Annotated in this window: 10 protein-coding genes; 1 reads left to right on the top strand and 9 read right to left on the bottom strand. The window is 73.7% G+C overall.

Annotation, left to right across the window (positions count from 1 at the left end):
- Positions 1 to 32 precede the first annotated feature (32 nt).
- The 8 genes from G4D85_RS36730 to G4D85_RS36695 are packed head-to-tail and all read right to left on the bottom strand — an operon-like array spanning position 33 to position 14,575.
- The gene (locus G4D85_RS36730) at positions 33 to 5,075 is read right to left on the bottom strand and encodes a non-ribosomal peptide synthetase (protein ID WP_164018765.1); all 5,043 of its coding nucleotides are present in this window, start codon (positions 5,073 to 5,075) and stop codon (positions 33 to 35) included.
- Positions 5,072 to 5,791 (bottom strand): thioesterase domain-containing protein, encoded by a 720-nt coding sequence (locus G4D85_RS36725; RefSeq protein WP_164018764.1) that lies wholly within the window; start codon positions 5,789 to 5,791, stop codon positions 5,072 to 5,074. Before G4D85_RS36725 ends, G4D85_RS36730 begins: the two co-directional genes overlap by 4 nt.
- Complete coding sequence (locus G4D85_RS36720; protein WP_164018763.1) at positions 5,788 to 6,825, bottom strand: HAD-IIIC family phosphatase; 1,038 nt, start codon at positions 6,823 to 6,825, stop codon at positions 5,788 to 5,790. The genes G4D85_RS36725 and G4D85_RS36720 overlap by 4 nt, the downstream gene beginning before the upstream one ends.
- Positions 6,822 to 7,937: an acyl-CoA dehydrogenase family protein gene (locus tag G4D85_RS36715; RefSeq protein ID WP_164018762.1), complete on the bottom strand. Its 1,116-nt coding sequence runs from the start codon at positions 7,935 to 7,937 to the stop codon at positions 6,822 to 6,824. The genes G4D85_RS36720 and G4D85_RS36715 overlap by 4 nt, the downstream gene beginning before the upstream one ends.
- Complete coding sequence (locus G4D85_RS36710; protein ID WP_164018761.1) at positions 7,934 to 8,182, bottom strand: phosphopantetheine-binding protein; 249 nt, start codon at positions 8,180 to 8,182, stop codon at positions 7,934 to 7,936. The genes G4D85_RS36715 and G4D85_RS36710 overlap by 4 nt, the downstream gene beginning before the upstream one ends.
- Entirely contained in the window at positions 8,179 to 9,033 is an 855-nt protein-coding gene (locus G4D85_RS36705; protein ID WP_164018760.1) for a 3-hydroxyacyl-CoA dehydrogenase family protein, read from the bottom strand. The genes G4D85_RS36710 and G4D85_RS36705 overlap by 4 nt, the downstream gene beginning before the upstream one ends.
- The gene (locus G4D85_RS36700) at positions 9,030 to 13,241 is read right to left on the bottom strand and encodes a type I polyketide synthase (protein ID WP_164018759.1); all 4,212 of its coding nucleotides are present in this window, start codon (positions 13,239 to 13,241) and stop codon (positions 9,030 to 9,032) included. The genes G4D85_RS36705 and G4D85_RS36700 overlap by 4 nt, the downstream gene beginning before the upstream one ends.
- Positions 13,238 to 14,575 (bottom strand): hypothetical protein, encoded by a 1,338-nt coding sequence (locus tag G4D85_RS36695; RefSeq protein WP_164018758.1) that lies wholly within the window; start codon positions 14,573 to 14,575, stop codon positions 13,238 to 13,240. The genes G4D85_RS36700 and G4D85_RS36695 overlap by 4 nt, the downstream gene beginning before the upstream one ends.
- Here G4D85_RS36695 and G4D85_RS36690 point away from each other — a divergent pair.
- Positions 14,574 to 15,479 carry a S66 peptidase family protein gene (locus G4D85_RS36690; RefSeq protein ID WP_240359717.1) on the top strand — a complete coding sequence of 302 codons (906 nt, stop codon included), beginning with the start codon at positions 14,574 to 14,576 and terminating at the stop codon, positions 15,477 to 15,479. The genes G4D85_RS36695 and G4D85_RS36690 overlap by 2 nt on opposite strands.
- Positions 15,480 to 15,634: 155 nt before the next feature.
- Here G4D85_RS36690 and G4D85_RS36685 read toward each other — a convergent pair whose 3' ends face one another.
- Positions 15,635 to 16,651, bottom strand: coding sequence for an N-acetylmuramoyl-L-alanine amidase-like domain-containing protein (locus tag G4D85_RS36685; protein ID WP_164018756.1), 1,017 nt, complete (start codon positions 16,649 to 16,651; stop codon positions 15,635 to 15,637).
- Positions 16,652 to 16,727: the final 76 nt, after the last annotated feature.

The following is a 16,727-nucleotide window of genomic DNA, read 5'->3' as shown; positions in this document are numbered from 1 at the left end:
GAAAGCCGTTGGAAGCCGAGACGACGTGCCGTTCAGGTGGGGTCCTCCTGCTCTCCCTTTCCCTCGCCCCGCGGCCCCTGTTCGTCATTCCGGCGCCGGCGCCGGGCGATGGCGGCCTGGCGGGTCTGCGCCTGAGGCCGGGGCGCCTCCACGGCCGTGACGGCCCCTGACAGGTGCGCGGCCAGGCCCGCGACGGTCGGATGGCGGAACAGCGCCAGCAGGGGCACTTCACGACCGAGCCCCCGCTGCAGCTCGGCCTGCGCCTTGAGGGCCAGCAGCGAGTGCCCACCGAGGTCGAAGAAGTTGGCCTGTGGGTCCACCACGTCCAGGCGGAGGACCCGCTGCCAGACCTCCGAGATGGATTGCTCCAGCGCCGTCTTCGGCCGCGCCAGGGGAGTCGCGGCTGGCACGTCCACCGGGCGGGGCAGGGCCTTCGTGTCGAGCTTCCCGCCCGGCAGGCGCGGCAGCGCCTCGCACGCGAGAATCACGGCGGGAACCAGGCCCGCCGGCAGCCGTGCGCGCAGGTGCTCCCGCAGGTCCTCCGGCACCGGCCCGGGGGCGAGCCAGGCCCACAGCTCGGGCTGGCCCTGGCGGTCCTTCCCGGCCGCCACGAAGGCCTCGCGCACCCCGGGGTGCGAGCGCAGCGCGGCCTCCACCTCGCCCGGCTCGATGCGCAGGCCCCTCACCTTGAGCTGGCCGTCACAGCGCCCCAGGAAGTCGAGCGTCCCGTCCGCGCGCAGCCGCACCCGGTCTCCCGTCCGGTACAGCCGCGGGTGCTCCAGCTCCGGGAAGGGGTTGTCCACGAACGCGCGCCGCGTCGCCTCCGGGTTGCCGTGGTAGCCCAGCCCCAGGCATGCACCCGTGACATACAGCTCTCCCGGTACCCCGAGCGGCGCGAGCCGCCGCTCCGGGTCCAGCACCACCGCCTTCACGTTGGCGATGGGCCGCCCAATCGGAATGGTCGTCTCGTGCCCGCCCAGCACCGCCGCGATGCAGCCGATGGTGGCCTCCGTCGGGCCGTAGAGGTTCGTCAGCCGCACGGCCGGCATGGCCGCGCGGAAGGCGTGCAGCGTCTCCGGGCGTAGCGCCTCGCCGCCGGCAATCACGTGGCGCAGGCTCCGCAGCCGCCGCTCCAGTGTGTCGTCCGCTGCGAACTGCGGCAGCAGCGCATCCAGCACGGAGGGGACGAAGTCGACGAGGGTGACGCCGTGCCGCTCCACCAGCGCGGTGATTTCCCCGGCGGTGAGCACCGGCGAGTCGCTGGGAACCACCGCCATCCCCCCCCGGCACAGCGGCCACAGCAACTGCCAGACGGCGCTGTCGAAGAAGTGTGGCGTCGTCTGGAGCGTCACCGGCGCATCGGGGCCGAAGAACCCGTCCATCCACGCGAAGCGGTTGCTCAGCCCCCGGTGCGCCACCAGCGCCAGCTTGGGCTCGCCCGTGGTGCCCGAGGTGAAGAACCCGTACACCGGCGACTCGGGCTCCGGCAGCGGCGCCACCGGTGGAGGCCGCTCCCCGCCGCGCAGGGGCGCCGTCGCGACCTTCGGAAGCCCCGCCAGCACGTCCAGGAACTCGTGCGCCGAGTCCACGACCACCGCGCGCGGAGCCAGCCGTACGAGGGCCGCGCGCATCCGCTCCACGGGCCAACCCGGGTCGATGGGGACGAAGGCCGCGCCGGCTTCCAGGACCCCGAGCCACGCGGCGACCAGGTCCAGCCCCCGCCGCACCACCACCGGCACCAGCGCTCCGGGCCCCACGCCCCGCGCGTGCAGCGCGTGGGCAATGCGCCGGCTCCACGTCAGCAGCTCGCCCTGGCTCAGGCGCGCGTCACCGAAGGCCACCGCCGGGGCGTCCGCGCGCGCCCCGGCTTGCGCCAGGATGCGCGCTCGCACGGACGTCCCCAGGTCGAAGTCGCTTCGCGTGTCGTTGAAGTCTCGCAGCAGTCGCTGGCGCTCCTCGGTCGGCAGCACCGTGAGCTCCCCCACCGGACGGTCCACGCCAGCGGCCATGGCCGACAGCAGCGTGAGCCAGCGCTCGCGCAGGCGCTCGATGGTGGACGCGTCGAAGAGGTCCGTCGCGTACTCGAACCAGGCCTGGACGCGCTCCGACTCGCGGACGGTGAGCGTCAGGTCGAACATGGCCACGCCCAGGTGCAGCTCGACGGGCTCCGCCGTCACTCCGTCGAGCCGGGGGTGTCCAGGCTCACCATGGTGGACGATGAGCATCGCCTGCGTGAGCGGCTCGCGGCCCGCGTCTCTCTGGACGCCAGCGCTCGCCACCACCCGCTCGAAGGGGAGCCCCGCATGGGCGAAGGCGTCCACGGCCTGCCCCCTCACGCGCTCGAGCAACTGGCGCACCGTCGGGTTCCCCGACAAGTCAAGGCGCAGGGCCAGCGTGTTGACGAAGGTGCCGAGCACGTCGTGCAGCTCCGGCAGCGGACGGTCCGCCACGGGCGAGGCCACGGCCAGGTCCTCTTGTCCCGTGTGGCGCGAGAGCAGCACGCCGAAGGCGGCCAGGCACGTCATGTAGAAGGTCGCCCCCGCCTCGCGTCCCAATGCGCGCAGCGAGCCCACCAGCGGCGCGGGAAGCTCGAACCGGCACCATCCGCCCCGGCGTGACTGCACCGGAGGACGCGGGCGGTCGGTGGGGAGCTGCAGCTCCGGCAGCCCCGCGAGCCGCTGCTTCCACCACGCGGAGAGCGCGTCGAGCCGCGGCCCCTCCAGGAGCCGGCGCTGCCAGGCCGCGAAGTCGGCGTACTGCAGCCGGGCCCCGTCCGTCCGCACGGGCCGTCCCTCCCGTCGCGCCGCGTAGGCCTCGCTCCACTCCGTGAAGAGCTGCTGCAGGGACCAGCCGTCCACGGCGAGGTGGTGCGCCACCAGCACCAGGAAGTGGTCGTCCTCTCCCAGCCGGAACAGTGTCGCGCGCACCAGCGGCCCGCGCGCGAGGTCGAACGGCCGGAGGGCCCGCTCGCGTGCCTCTTCCCGAGCGCGCGTGGCGACCTCCGTGCCGGGCGGCACGTCCAGGGAGACCTGCTCGAAGTCGAGCGGCGCCCCTGGCGACACGCGCTGCACCGGCACGCCGTCCTCCAGGGTGAACGTCGCCCGGAGCACTTCGTGCCGCGCCACCACGTCGGCCAGGGCGGCCCGGAGGAGCGCGGCGTCGAGCCGGCCCCGCAGCCGCGACGCGGCGGGCACGTGGTACGTGGGGTGGCCCGGCATGAGCCGGTCGAAGAAGAGCAGCCGCTCCTGCGCGAAGGACAGCGGCAGCGGACCGCCGCGTGGCAGGGGCTCCAGCGCGGGGCCCGCTGGCCCCGCCCCCGCGGAAGCCACGAGGCCCGCGGCGAGCCCGGCGACGGTCGGCGTCTCGAACACGGTGGCCAGGGGCAGCTCCACCCCGAAGGCCGCCCGCGCCTGCGCGAGCAGCCGGGCCGCCATCAGCGAGTGGCCGCCCAGCTCGAAGAGGTGGCTGTCCGCGCCCACCGAGGCCTCGTCCAGGTCGAGCAGTCGCGCGAACGAGCGCGCCACCCAGCGCTGCTCCGGGCCCTCGGGCGGACGGAAGGCGCGTGGCGCCTCGTCGCGCCACCCGATGAGCGCCTGCCGGTCGAGCTTCCCGCTCGCCGTGGTGGGCAGCGTGTCAAGCACCACCAGGCGCGCCGGAACCATCACCGCGGGCAGCACCTCGCGCAGCCGCGCCAGCAGCGCCGCGCCGTCCAGCGAGGCGCCGGACCTGGGGGCCGCGAAGGCCACCAGCGAGGCCCCGCCGGAAGCGCGCTCCTGGAGCACCACCGCCGCCTCGCCCACGCCTTCGAGCGAGCGCAGCCGGGACTCGATTTCCTCCGGCTCGACGCCCCAGCCCCGCAGCTTCAGGCGCAGGTCCTTGCGCCCGAGGAAGAGCAGGCTCCCGTCCGGCTCGCGCCGCGCCAGGTCACCCGTGCGATAGATGCGCCGCTCGCCCCCGTCCGGGTCCGGCAGGAACGCCGCGCGCGTGAGCTCCGGCTGGTTCCAGTAACCCAGCGCGACGTGGGGACTCCGGATGGCGAGCTCTCCCTCTGTCTCCACCTCCGCGCCGCGCTCGTCCAGCAGCAGCACCTGCGTGTCCTCGACGGGGCGGCCCACGGGCAGCAGGCCCGCCGGGGGACGCGTGTCCGTGGAGAAGAAGGCCTGTAGCGCCAGCGTGCTCTCGGTGGGGCCCAGCCCGTTGACGAGCACCGCCGTCGGCGCGAAGGCGCGACGGAAGCCCGCGAGGTCGTCCCCGTGCGCCGGCTCACCGCCCAGTACGACGCGCCGCACCGTCGTGAGCGTCCTGCCCGCCGGCAGCTCCCGCATCCAGAAGCGGAACACCGTGGGCGTGGAGTGGTAGAGGGTGATGCCCCGCGCGTCGAGCCAGTCCGCGAGCCCCTCGGCGCCCTTGCTGGCCAGGTCCCACAGGTGCAGCGAGGCGCCGCTCAGGAGCGCTCCGAAGACGTCCATCAGCGCGGCGTCCACGGCCAGCGAGGCCAGCAGCGCCACCCGGTCATCGGGCGTCAGGTCCAGGCTGCGCGCGTACGCCCGTGCATGGTGGAGCAGGTTGCGGTGGCTCTGGATGACGCCCTTGGGCCGCCCGGTGGAGCCGGAGGTGTAGAGGAGGTACGCCACGGCGCCGGGCCGCACCGCCAACGAGGGCACCTCCTCGCCGTCGCCCAGGTCCTCCAGGCAGAGGACCCGGTCGCCCGCGATGCGCGTGGCCACCGCCCGATGGGCCGCGTCGCACACCAGCGCTCCGGCGCCCGCGTCCTCCCAGATGGCCGCCAGCCGGGAGGGCGGGTGGCGGGAATCCATCGGCACCCAGGTCTTCCCGGCGCGCAGCAGCCCCAGGATGGCGCCAATGGCCGGCCCGTCATGGCCACAGAGCAGGCCCACCCGCTCGGTGCTCGGGGCCTGGGCGTGGATGGCGGAGGCCACCCGCCGCGACTCGCGGGCGAGCCGGGCGTAGCTCCACTCGCCCGAAGGCGCGTCGATGGCCAGGCGGTCGGGGAGGGCGCGCGCGACCGCATCGAAGCGGTCGGCGACTGGCTGCTCGAGGTGGAAGGGCGTCATCGGTCCGGGTCGAACGAGGCGAAGAAGTCACGCAGCACGCCGGAGACGGCGTCCACGTGCGGAGGCGCCAGCAGGGAGTCATGGTCGCCCGCGACGCCGTGCGTCCGCACCGGCCCACCCGCGACCGCGCCGAAGCCCAGCGTGGCGTCCTCCGTCGGGAGCCCCTGGCCGGCATGGATGACGGTCAGCGGCCCCGTGAAGCGCCCGGGGTGGTAGCGCAGCAGCGCCTCCACATGCGCGACGTAGGTCGTGCGCAGGCGCTCCACCGCCAGCAGGTCCTCGCGCGGCACGCCCGCGCGCTCCAGGTGCCGGTCCAGGCCCGAGGCAATCTCCTTGCGCGGCGGACGCGTGTGCCGCTTCGGATCCAGCAGGGCCTGGGTGTCCAGCAGCGCCGCGCACGCGGGGATGCCAGCGCGGCCCAACTGGACGGCCATCTCGTACGCCACCAGGCCGCCGAAGGACCAGCCGGCCAGCAGCCACCGGGCCGGCGCGCCCCGGGCGCGAACCTCGTCGAGGTAGGCCGCGGCCAGGGCCTCGACACAGTCGAGCGGCTCCTGCCGGCCATCCACGCCTCGGGCCTCGATGCCGATGCAGGGCCGGTCGGCGCCGAGCCGCACCGCGAGCTCGCGGTAGGGGAGCACCGTGCCCATCACCCCATGGACGAGGAAGACGGGCGCGCCAGTGGAGGTGGACGCGTGGAGGGACACGAGGCTCACGGCAGCAGCGCCCCGGTCTCGTCGCGGACCTCTATCCACGAGGGCATTGGCGCGAGCAGCGTCGGGTCGGCCTCCAGCAGCAGCTCGGGCTCCGTGCCTCCCACCTCGGAGAAGCCGGCCAGCTTCAGTCCCACGTACATCCGCCGGTTGGCCTTGGTGCGCACGTAGTCCGCGCGGAAGCGGGCCCCGGCCCGGTGCGCGCCGCGCCGCAGGGCACCGAGCACCGCCGCGCCCACGCCCCGGTCCTGCACGCGGCACGACACCATCAGCATGCGCATCGTCCAGAAGCCCGGCGTCAGGGCCACCAGCGCGAAGCCGACGGTCCCCGAGTCGCCGAAGCGGTCCTTCAGGTCCATGACGACCGCGACGTGGTCCTCCGCGGCGCAGAGCCGCTCCAGCTCCTCCAGCGGGAAGAAGCGCCCCGTGGTGTTGAGCTGGTTGGTGCGCAGCATCAGCTCCTGGATGCGCCCGAGGTCGCCCGAGCCGGCCCGGCGCACGGCCAGGCGCATGCCCAGCCCCTCGAGGAAGTCCTCGCTGGGGCCACCCGCCGCGTCCTCCGCGGCCTGCCGCTCCTGCTCGGCCAGGTGGAGCATGCGCCGGTTGATGCCGGTGCCCACGGGGATGGTGATGTCGCCCCGCTCCAGCAGCGTGGCCACGGTCGCGGCGTCGACGCACACCACGTTCGGGTGGACCGCCGCCACCTCCTCGCGCTCATACGGCTCGTCGTCGACGAAGGCCACGCTGTCCGTGGACACGCCCAGCCGCTCCGCGATGCGGGCGATGGAGGCCGACTTGGCCGTGGCGCCGAAGTGGGGGTGCAGGAAGTAGTCGCGCAGGCCGAACCGCTCCAGCGTCTCCAGCGCGACGGCGTCGTTGCGGCTGGCCACGGACTGGAGCACGCCGCGCTCGTCGAGCGCGCGGACCAGGTTCGCGGCCTCCTCCCTCAGCCGGAGCGAGTCCCCCTCGGCCAGCACTCCATTCCACAAGGTCCCATCCAGATCCCAGACAACACACTTGATGACGCGAGGCTTCACGACTCGTCTCCCTCGAGGTCGTCGAGGGCGCAGTGGCGGGCAATCATCACCTGCTGCATCTGCGTGGAGCCCTCGATGATTTCCATGATGCGGGCATCGCGGAAGTGGCGTTCCACCCGCGAGCCCTGAATGCAGCCAGACGCGCCGTGCAGCTGCACGGCGTCCGCTGAGATGCGTGACGCGGCGGTGGACGCGAAGTACTTGGCCATCATCGTGGCCGACTCCGAGTCCGGAGCCCGGGCCTTGCGCTTGGCCCCGGCCTCCTGGCACAGCAGGCGCGCCGCGCGCGTGTCCGTGAGCATGTCCGTCAGCTTGCGCGCCACCAGCTCATGCTCCAGCAGCGGCTTGCCGAACTGCCGGCGCGTGCGCGCATGCGCCATGCTCGCCGCCAGGCACGCCTCGGCCTGGCCCACGCAGCCCCAGGCCACGCTGTAGCGGCCCACGTCCAGCGCCGTCGCCGCCACCGGGCTGAACGGCAGGTCTCCACCGCCCACGCGGTGGCTCGCCGGCACGAAGCACCCGTTCAGTCGCAGCTCCGCCAGCTGCGTGGCGCGCACGCCCAGCAGCCCGGTGATGGGCTCGCGGGTGAGTCCCGGCGAGGAGCCCTCGACCAGGAAGGCGGCCATGCCCCCCTCCAGGCGCGCGAACACCAGGAACAGGTGGGCAATCTGCCCGAAGGAAATCCAGCGCTTCACGCCGTCCAGCACGTAGCCGTCCCCGTGCGGGCGGGCGCGCGCCTCCAGGCCCTGCACGTCAGAGCCCGCGGAGGGCTCGCTCAGCGCGAAGGCCGCGAGCAGCTCGCCCCGGGCCAGCGCTGGCAGGTAGCGCGCCTTCAGCGGCTCCGGCGCCCAGCGCTCCAGCGCCAGCCCCACCAGCGTCTGCACCGTGAGGAGGCTGCGCGTGGAGCCGCACGCCCGGCCCACGTCGCCGTGGAGCCGGCCCCAGGTGGGGGCGTCCAGGCCGCCACCGCCCCACCGGGTGGACAGGGCCGCGCCCAGCCAGCCCCGGTCCGAAAGCTGCGCGATGAACGCGCGGGGCAGGGCCCCCTCGGCGTCGAAGCGGTCGGCGTGCGGGAGCAGCTCCGCCTCGGTGAAGGCACGGGCCTCCCTCATTTCGCCTCCACCACCCGGGTGACGAGGCTGGTGATGGCATCCACCGAGCGGAAGTTGACCACGCGCAGGTCCTCGTCCGACACCTCGAGGTCGAACTCGCGTTCGATGGACTGGACCAGGCGCAGCGCATACAGCGAGCTGAGCAGGCCAAGCTGGAAGATGTCGTCGTCGTCGCGCAGGTCCCTGGCGCCGCACAGGGTGGTCACCTTGGTGCGCACGCGGGTCCGGATGTCGTTCGAGGTCATGAGTTCGGGTAGGTGAAGAAGCCTTCGCCGCTCTTCCGGCCGTGGAGGCCGCGGCCGACCATGTCGGCGAGGTGGGGGTGGGGGTGGTACTTGGGGCCAGCGAACTCCTCCAGCACGAGCAGCGTGTCGAGGACGTTGTCCAGGCCGATGAGGTCCGCCGTGGCCAGTGGCCCCATCTTGTGGCCGAGGCAGGCGGTGAAGACGCGGTCCACGTTCGCGGGGGGCGCGACGCCCTCGGCCACCAGCGCGACGGCCTCGTTGATGGAGAGCATCAGCACGCGGTTGTTGACGAAGCCCGGCCCGTCGCCCACCTCGACGGAGTCCATGCCCAGCCGGCGCAGCAGGTCGCGCGCGGCGGCCAGCGTGTCCTCGTGCGTGCGCGCCGCGCGCACCATCTCCACGGTGGGCTTGAGCGGCACCGGGTTCATGAAGTGCATGCCCAGCACGCGGGGCTCGCGCCGCGTGGCCGCCGCCAGACGGGAGATGGGGATGGCGGACGTGTTGGACGCGAAGCACACCTCCGGCGGGCAGCACGCGTCCAGCTCGCGGAACAGCCGCTCCTTGTCCGCGACGCGCTCGATGATGCTCTCCACCACGAAGGTGGCGCGCTGGATGTCGTCCAGCTTCGGGGTGAAGGTGATGCGCGCCAGCGTCTCGGCCGGAGGCGCGCCGGTGCCCCCGTGGAGCATGCGCTCCAGGCGCAGGTCATCCAACATGCGCCGCCGCGAGCGCTCCAGCACCTGCGGCCCTGTGTCCACCAGCACCACGGGCAGCCCGGCGCGCGCCGCGCTCTGCGCGATGCCGGTGCCCATCACTCCCGCGCCAACGACTCCGAGGACGTAGTTGCTCATGTCGATTCACCTGGGATTTCGTAGCCAAGACGCTCGGCGAGGCGGCGTGTCGCATCGCGCAGCGGCCGTGGGGGCCGCACCTGACGCCACCGGTCCCCCAGCTCCCGCTCCACGCGGTCATGCTCGTGGAGGTTCGGGTCCCCCACGCCGTCAATCATCCTCCGCCCTTCATACGGAGTCAGCACGGCGGGATGATAGCCCACACCCAGCGAGGCACAGAGCCCGCGCAGCACCGGCTCGGGCGTGGCCATCAGGTCCTCGTAGCGCAGCAGGTGCGAGGGGCGCGGCGCCTCGTCGAGGAAGTCCATCAGGTGGCTGTTGACGTCGAGCCAGTGCCGCTCGGCCTGGTCCCACGGGCCCTCGCCGGAGGCGCGGCCCATGCTCCCGATGCGGTTGCGCACGTAGGACTCCATGACGGAGTACGGGTGGCGCACCAGGACGACCGCGTAGCTGGAGGAGAACCACTCGTCGACACGCCGCAGGGTGGCCGGGTCCTCCGCGTAGGAGGGCGACTTGTCGACGAACAGCCGCGGGCGCGCCAGCCGCTGCAGCTCGCGGTAGACGTCCGGGATGCTCAGGTCGCGCTCCAGCCAGTCGGCCACCATGGCGTCGGCCCGGGAGGCGTCCATGGCGCACAGCTCCATCAGCGCGCGTGGCAGGCCCTTGCCGAAGTGGGACGTGGACAGCTGCGCGTCGCGCTGGCGGAGGCTGTCGAACATCAGCAGGTGCAGCTCCGGCGGGCAGAACAGCTTCGGGTGCCCGGCCAGCATCACCCGCAGCAGCGTGGAGCCGGAGCGCGCGCTGGAGAAGATGAAGGCCGCCGGCGGGTTGCGGCGCGACAGCGGCGCGGCGGGGCGGGGGGCCAGGGGACGCGGAGCCTCCGGGGCGGACGCGGGCGCCGGCTCGGGGGCGATGAGGCCCAGGGCCTCCCGGAGCAGGGTCCCCAGGCCGGCCACCGTGGGGCGCGCCATCAGCTCGTGCGGGTAGACCACGAGGCCCAGGTCGCGCTTGAGCACGCGGACGAGGTCCGCGAGGCTGCTCCCCAGCCCCAGCGCGCTCAGGTCCGCGGCGCCACGCACCTCGTCGGCGCCGCGGCCCAGGGCCCGGGCCGCCGCGTCCGTGACGTAGGACTCGGCGAGCCGGCGCTGCTCCTCCGGCGGGGCCTGGCGCAGCTGCTCCGGGAGCCCCGGGCCGGAGGCGGCCACGGGCGTGGGGGCGGGCGCGGACGCATTCGCCCCCCAGTACGCGGCGAGCTTCGCCACCGTGGGGTTCTCCATCAGCTCGCGCACGGACAGGTCGACCCCGTGCGCGCGCCGCAGCCGGTGCAGCAGTTGGAGCGCCAGCAGGGAGTGGCCGCCCATCTGGAAGAAGTCGTCATGCACCCCGAGGTCTTCCGAGCCAAAGGACGCTCGCCAGATGTCCAGCAGCGCCCGCTCGCGCTCGTCTCGCGCCAGCGCGCGGGAGGACGACGGGGCGGGCAGGGGTGACTCCAGCGGAAGGGCCCGCTCCCCGGAAACGGCCGGCGACGGAGGGGCGACGGGCCGCGCGGGAGTGAGCACGGGGCCATCCACCCAGTGGCGCTTGCGCTCGAAGGGGTAGGTGGGCAGCGGGAGGCGGGAGCGGAGCGCGGTGTCCTCCAGCCGGCTCCATTCCATGTCCACACCCGAGAGCCACAGCCGGCCCACGGCGCCCAGCCAGTGCGCGAGCCCGTCGGAGCCCTCCTCCGGCAGCGACGTGGCCGTGACTCGCTCCCGCGCCCCGGCGCCCGCGCCCTGCGCGAGCCGGACGAGCTGCGCGCCCGGGCCCACCTGGACGAGGACGCGCGCCGGGTCCGCCGCGAGCGCCTCCAGCACGGGCGCGAAGCGCACCGGCCGCGTCAGGTGGTCCACCCAGTACCCCGCGCTGGCCGCCAGGGTGGCGTCGTGCAGCGCGCCGGTGACGTTGGAGAAGAAGGGCAGTCGGGGCGCGCCCCGGCGGACCTGCTCCACGAAGGGGGCGAAGCGCTCGGCGGCCGGGCGCATGGCCGGCGTGTGGAAGGCGTGGCGCGAGTCCAGCCTCCGGCAGGCGAAGCCCTCCGCGTCCAGGCGCTTCTCCAGCGTCTCCACGTCCGCGGGAGTCCCGGCGGCGACGCACATCGCCCGGCCGGTGATGGCGGCGATGGAGATGCCGGGCATTCCGAGCGCCAGCACCTCGTCCGCGCCCAGGCCCACCGCCGTCATCGCACCGGACGGGAGCTCCTCCACCAGCCGGGCGCGCTCGGCGACGACGCGCAGGGCGTCGTCCAGTGTGAAGTGCCCCGCGGCGGTCGCCGCGACGTACTCGCCCAGGCTGTAGCCCGCCAGCGTGTCGGGCACCACGCCGAGCGACGTCCAGAGCGCGTGCAGCGCCCAGCTCACGGCGAAGACGGCGGGCTGGGCCAGGCGCGTGGGCGGCCCCTCGGCCTGGACGCGCGCGCCCCAGCGGCTGATGCGGTCCCCGGAGGAAGGGGCCGTCAGGAGCGTGCGCACGTCGGCGCCGATGAGCGGCAGCAGCTTCTCCGCGCAGGTGTCCAGCGCGGCGCGGAAGACGGGCGCGTGCGCGTAGAGGTCCGCCGCGCCCTGGAAGCGCGTGTCTCCCAGTCCCGGATACAGGAAGGCCACCGGACGTCCCGGGGTGGCGGTGCCCGTGAAGACCCGCGCCGAATCACGCGTGGCCAGCGCCCGCGCCGCGTCCTGCGCCGTGCGCGCCACCACGAAGCGGCGGTGGGTGAACGCCTCGCGTCCCAGCCGCAGCGTATGCGCCACGTCGGCCAGCGGCAGGTCGGGGTGCGCCTGGAGGTGCTCGGCCAGGCCCGTGGTCATCCGCTCCAGGGCCGGGCGCGTCCGGGCCGACAGCACCAGCAGGTGCCAGGGCCGCGTGTCCTTCGCCGGCGCGGCGCGCGGGGGGGGCTCTTCCAGCACCACGTGCGCGTTGGTGCCGCCCATGCCGAACGAGCTCACCCCCGCCCGCCGGGGGCCGGCGCCCTCGGGCCAGGGCTCGGTGGCCGTCTGCACGCGGAAGGGCGTGGAAGGGAAGTCGATGAGCGGGTTCGGCCGCTCGAAGCCAGGGGTGGTCACCCAGGTGCGCTCGCGCAGGCACAGCGCCGCCTTCACCAGCCCGGACAGGCCGGCCGCCGCGTCGGTGTGGCCGATGTTGGCCTTGATGGAGCCCAGCGGAAGGCTTCCCGCCGGCAGGCCCTCGAAGGCCTGGGCCAGCGCCGCCACCTCGATGGGGTCTCCCAGCGTGGTGCCGGAGCCATGCGCCTCGATGTAGCCGATGTCCCCCGGCTCCACGCCGGCCACGTCGAGGGCGTCACGCACCACGCGGGCCTGGGCGCTCATGCTGGGGGCGGTGAAGCCCGCCTTCGTCGCGCCGTCGTTGTTGATGCTGGTGCCGCGCACGACGGCGTGGATGAAGTCGCGGTCGGCCACCGCGTCCTCGAGCCGCTTGAGGACGATGACCACCGCCGCGTCCCCCCCCACGGTGCCCGTCGCATTCGCGTCGAAGGGGCGGCAGCGGCCGTCCCGGGAGGAGATGGAGCCCTCCTGCCAGAGCCGACCCTCGCGGCCCGGCACCGCCACCGACGCGGCGCCCACCAGCGCCATGTCCGCCTCGCCCAGCACCAGCCCCTGGCAGGCCAGGTGCAGCGCCACCAGCGAGCTGGAGCACGCCGTCAGCACGGTGGCCGCGGGGCCGCGCAGGTCCAGCTTGTAGGCCGCGCGCAGCGCGAGGAAGTCGACGAGCGTGCCGTCCAGCGCGAAGGGCTCACGCGCCGCCGGTCCCAGCCGCTCCACCAGGTGCAGGAGGTACTTCGACGCGCTCGCGCTGGCGTACACGCCCACGCGCGGCCGCCGCGAGCGCGCGCCATGGCCCGCGTGCTCGAGCGCCTCCCAGGCGCACTCCAGGAAGAGCCGCTGCTGCGGGTCCAGCCGCGCCGCCTCGGCGGGAACGAGCCCGAAGAAGTCGGCGTCGAAGTACTCGATGCCGTCCAGGCACGCGCGCGCCTTGACGTAGTTGGGGTCTCGGATGAGCTCGGGGGGGACGCCCACGTGCTCCAGTTCCTCGTCGGTGAAGACGGTGATGCCGTCGCCGCCGGCCCGGAGCATCTCCCACAGCGCGTCCACGGACGGCGCCTGGGGGAAGCGGCCCGCGAAGCCGATGATGGCCAGGTGGTCACTGGGGGGGCTCAAGGTGTGTTCCATTTGAAGGGCCGCTTCAGCAGCCGGACGAACTGATGGCGGAGGAAGTCCACGAGCGGGGCCTCCGGGTGGGGCTCGAAGGGCGCGCCGTGGAGGACGTCCAGCGGAACCAGCGCGGCGCCGTGGTTCCCCGGGAAGCGCCCGCTGGTGAGCCGGTCGAGCAGCACCGGGCGGGGGCGAGGCAGCGCCGGGTCCTCCAGCCACGCCTGGCGGTAGAGGCTCAGGTACTCCATCTGGTCCACGCCTCCGAAGCAGCGGAAGCCGTTGAGGAAGGCCAGCGAGGTGAACTCCAGGAACGTGCCCGCGCACAGCCTCCCGTCGCGCAGCGCCTCCAGCACGGGCCCGGGCCGCAGCGGCAGCTCCCGGCGGCGGCCGCGCAGGACGTCTCCGTCCAGGCGCAGCGCGTCCAGCTCCTCGCGCCGGCCGTCCAGGTCCGGCACGAGGAACAGGGCCATGGGAGGCAGCCGGGACAGCAGCCGCTGGCGGGACTCCGCGCTGAACAGCACGCGGTGCAGCGGGTGGCTCCCGTCGTCCAGGACGGCGAGCAGGTAGTCCCTCAGCACCTCATTGACGTCGAGCGTGAGGAAGCGCCGGCCGAGCACCTGGCCGTGGAGCGCGCCGTGGGCCCGCGCGGCCCAGGCGGTGTAGGGCTCTCCCGCGCGAGGCTCGCGCAGCAGCCGCCGCAGCGGCTCGCGCAGCGCCTCCACCCGCCGCACCGTCTCCTCGCTGACGCGGGAGCCGTAGACGAGCGCGTCGCGCTGCGCGCCGGGAATGAGGGACAGCCGCCGCTCGCTGGTATCGAGCGCGCGGTTCGCCTCGGACTTCAGCCACATGGCGCGCAGCGGCGACCGCGGCTCGAACAGGTCCTCCGCCCGCATCGCCGAGTAGTTGAGGCAGCCGGGCCACGAGCTGTTGTGGAAGTCGATGCCGGAGAAGGCCCCCACGAAGTAGGGCGCGTCGGGCGCCAGGCCCAGGCTGCCCACGTAGTGGGCGGCGAAGAAGACGGGGCCCTCCGTCAGGGTGAGGTGCGTGGTGGTCTGCAGCACCCGGCGCCGCTCCAGCAACTCCAGCGCGGCCGCGCCTTCCTCGGGCGGCAGGCCCAGCCGCGTCAGCTCGCGCCGGAGCGCCGCCGCCATGGCGGGCTCCAGGGGCTCGTCCGGTGAGTGCTCGTGCAGGCGCGCCGCATACTCCGACAGCGGCAGCGCGCCCTCGCGCTCGATGAGCCGCGCGAGCACGGGCCGTCCGATTCCCCGCAGGCGCGCCGCGATGGCCTCGGGCGTGCTCTCGTCAGATTGACAGTGCGGGAGAGCGGCCACTACCCTCATGAGGGTGCTCCAAAAGGATACTCGTATCGCGTTGGTCGGACCCGGTGGAGCCGTCTCCCCAGAAGCGCTGGAGCCCGGCATCGCGTGGCTGAGAAGCTGCGGCTGGGTGCCCGTTGCCGCCCCTCATCTGCATGAGCGCCACCGCTATCTGGCGGGCCGCCCGGAGGTTCGCGCGGCGGACCTGGAATGGGCGCTGACGGCGCCGGACATCGACGCCGTGTGGTTCGCGCGTGGCGGGTATGGCACCGCCCAGGTGCTCGCCTCACTGCCATGGGAGCGCCTGCGCCGCCGCCCGGTCATCGGCTTCTCGGACGCCACCGCGCTGGTGTGGGCGTTGGCGCGGCGGGGCATCGAGTCCATCCACGGCCCGGTGCTCACCACGCTGGGCCCCGGCCCCAGCGCCTCGGACGAGGAGAGCCGCGCGGTGCTGCGGCACCTGCTCACCACCGGCGAGGCCCCTGTTCTGCCGGGCACGCGGCTGTGCGGGCCGGAGCGGAGCGTGCGTGGCCGCGTCGTGGGCGGAAACCTGACGGTGCTCGCGAGCCTCGCCGGCACCCCCGAGGCGTTCCGGGCAGAAGGCGCCATTGTCGTCCTGGAGGATGTTACCGAGTCTCCGTACCGTCTCGAACGCGCCCTGTGCCAGCTCATCGACAGCGGCGGGCTCCAGGGGGCCGTGGGCATCGCGCTCGGCGAGTTCGTGGGCTGCGAACCGCCTCGGGGCGCGACCTATGAATTGACCGACATGTGGTCGGACAAGCTGGGGCCGCTCGGAATCCCTGTCATCCACCAGCTCCCCGTGGGACATGGCTCGCGGAATCACGCGTTCCATTACGGTGGGGAGGCCGTGCTGTCCTCCGACGGCCTCAAGCCTGTCGGTGCGCGAACGCGCGTGGAAGTTGTCTGACAACACGCTGCGTGTCTCGTCGCTCGGAAGGTGGAAGCCTGTGGGGTGTGGCCATCCTGCGTGTGGCCGCTCCATGCCGTCAAGCATTGTAGGGCGGCGCCCGCCAGCCCCTCCTTGAGGGAAACCCGCGTGAATACGGGTGGGTGGGAGTGACTTCACGCCGTGCCGTCGCGCCGTGCCGTCGGGGCCGGTCGGGCGGGGAGCGGGATGGGCCTCAGGACGAAGATTCCCGCGAAGATACCCTCCGCGAAGTCGCGCAGGGGGCGGGGTCTGTCCATCTCGTAGCCATGGAGCCGGGAGCCCTCCACGTCGAGGGCGGTGGAGTCTCCTGCGTAGACGCCCCCAGGGCCCACGCCAATCTGCTCGCGCTGTCGACCGGTGCCATAGAAGATGCCTGTCCACCGGACCGGGGCGTCCGGGGTCGCGTGGGGATTCCAGGCGAAGTGACGTGTCGCGTGAATGAAGCCCGGTGTCCCACCGGTCTGCTCGGCGATCGCCAGGTGGTTGACGAAGTCCGTATTGGCCGAGCCGTCCTTGAGGCGAGGGCCGCGGGTGAAGGCAATGAGGTCTCCGGAGCGGACCTGCTCCCAGCGGGCGCTGGGAAAGGCCGCGCGGGCCAGGAAGCGCGCGCGCCGGAGTCCGTCGCCGAAGCGCGGCTTCTCCAACCGCTCGTCGGGGTCGTGCTCGCGCGGCCGTCGGCAGGCGCGTAGCTCCAACTCCAGCTCCGTGAGTCCCTCGGGGCCGCCCGCCACGTCGGCCGTGACATCCTTCAGGTAGCCGAGCTCCGCGGCCTGTCCGAGGAGGCACTCCGAGGAGAAACCGAGGATGTTGCCATCCGTCGGGTCGCTGTCGATGGGGCGTCCGACGTCGTGCTGATAGCGGAGGCGGGCCAGGTGATGCACCAGGTCGGTTGGCGTCGGCGAGTACGCCATCGCCAGCACGTTGTAGACGAGCGTCGCGCAGTCGAGCGACTCCAGCCGCACCCGCAGACAGCCGGGCGGTGGAATGGAGAGCATGGATTCGTAATGGAAGGGCGTCCCCGCCAGCGCGCGGGCCAGCGCCAGCACCCGCTCACCCGGGACGTCCAGCTCCGAGACGCGGGCCAGCAGCGCCTCCAGGTCCGCGCGAGACCAGCGACTCCCCAGCTCCCACCAGACCTCGTTCACGTCCATCCCTCATCTCCCTGGCCTGGCACGGCGTTGGTGGTGGCTCCCCGCGGCGGGAATTGTAATACCTGCCACCAACCCC

Origin of the sequence: Pyxidicoccus trucidator, assembly GCF_010894435.1 — a bacterium.
In the GTDB taxonomy this organism is placed as follows: Bacteria; Myxococcota; Myxococcia; order Myxococcales; family Myxococcaceae; genus Myxococcus; species Myxococcus trucidator.
Note: the sequence above shows the minus strand (reverse complement) of the source record. Positions and strands in the feature narration are given on the sequence as shown.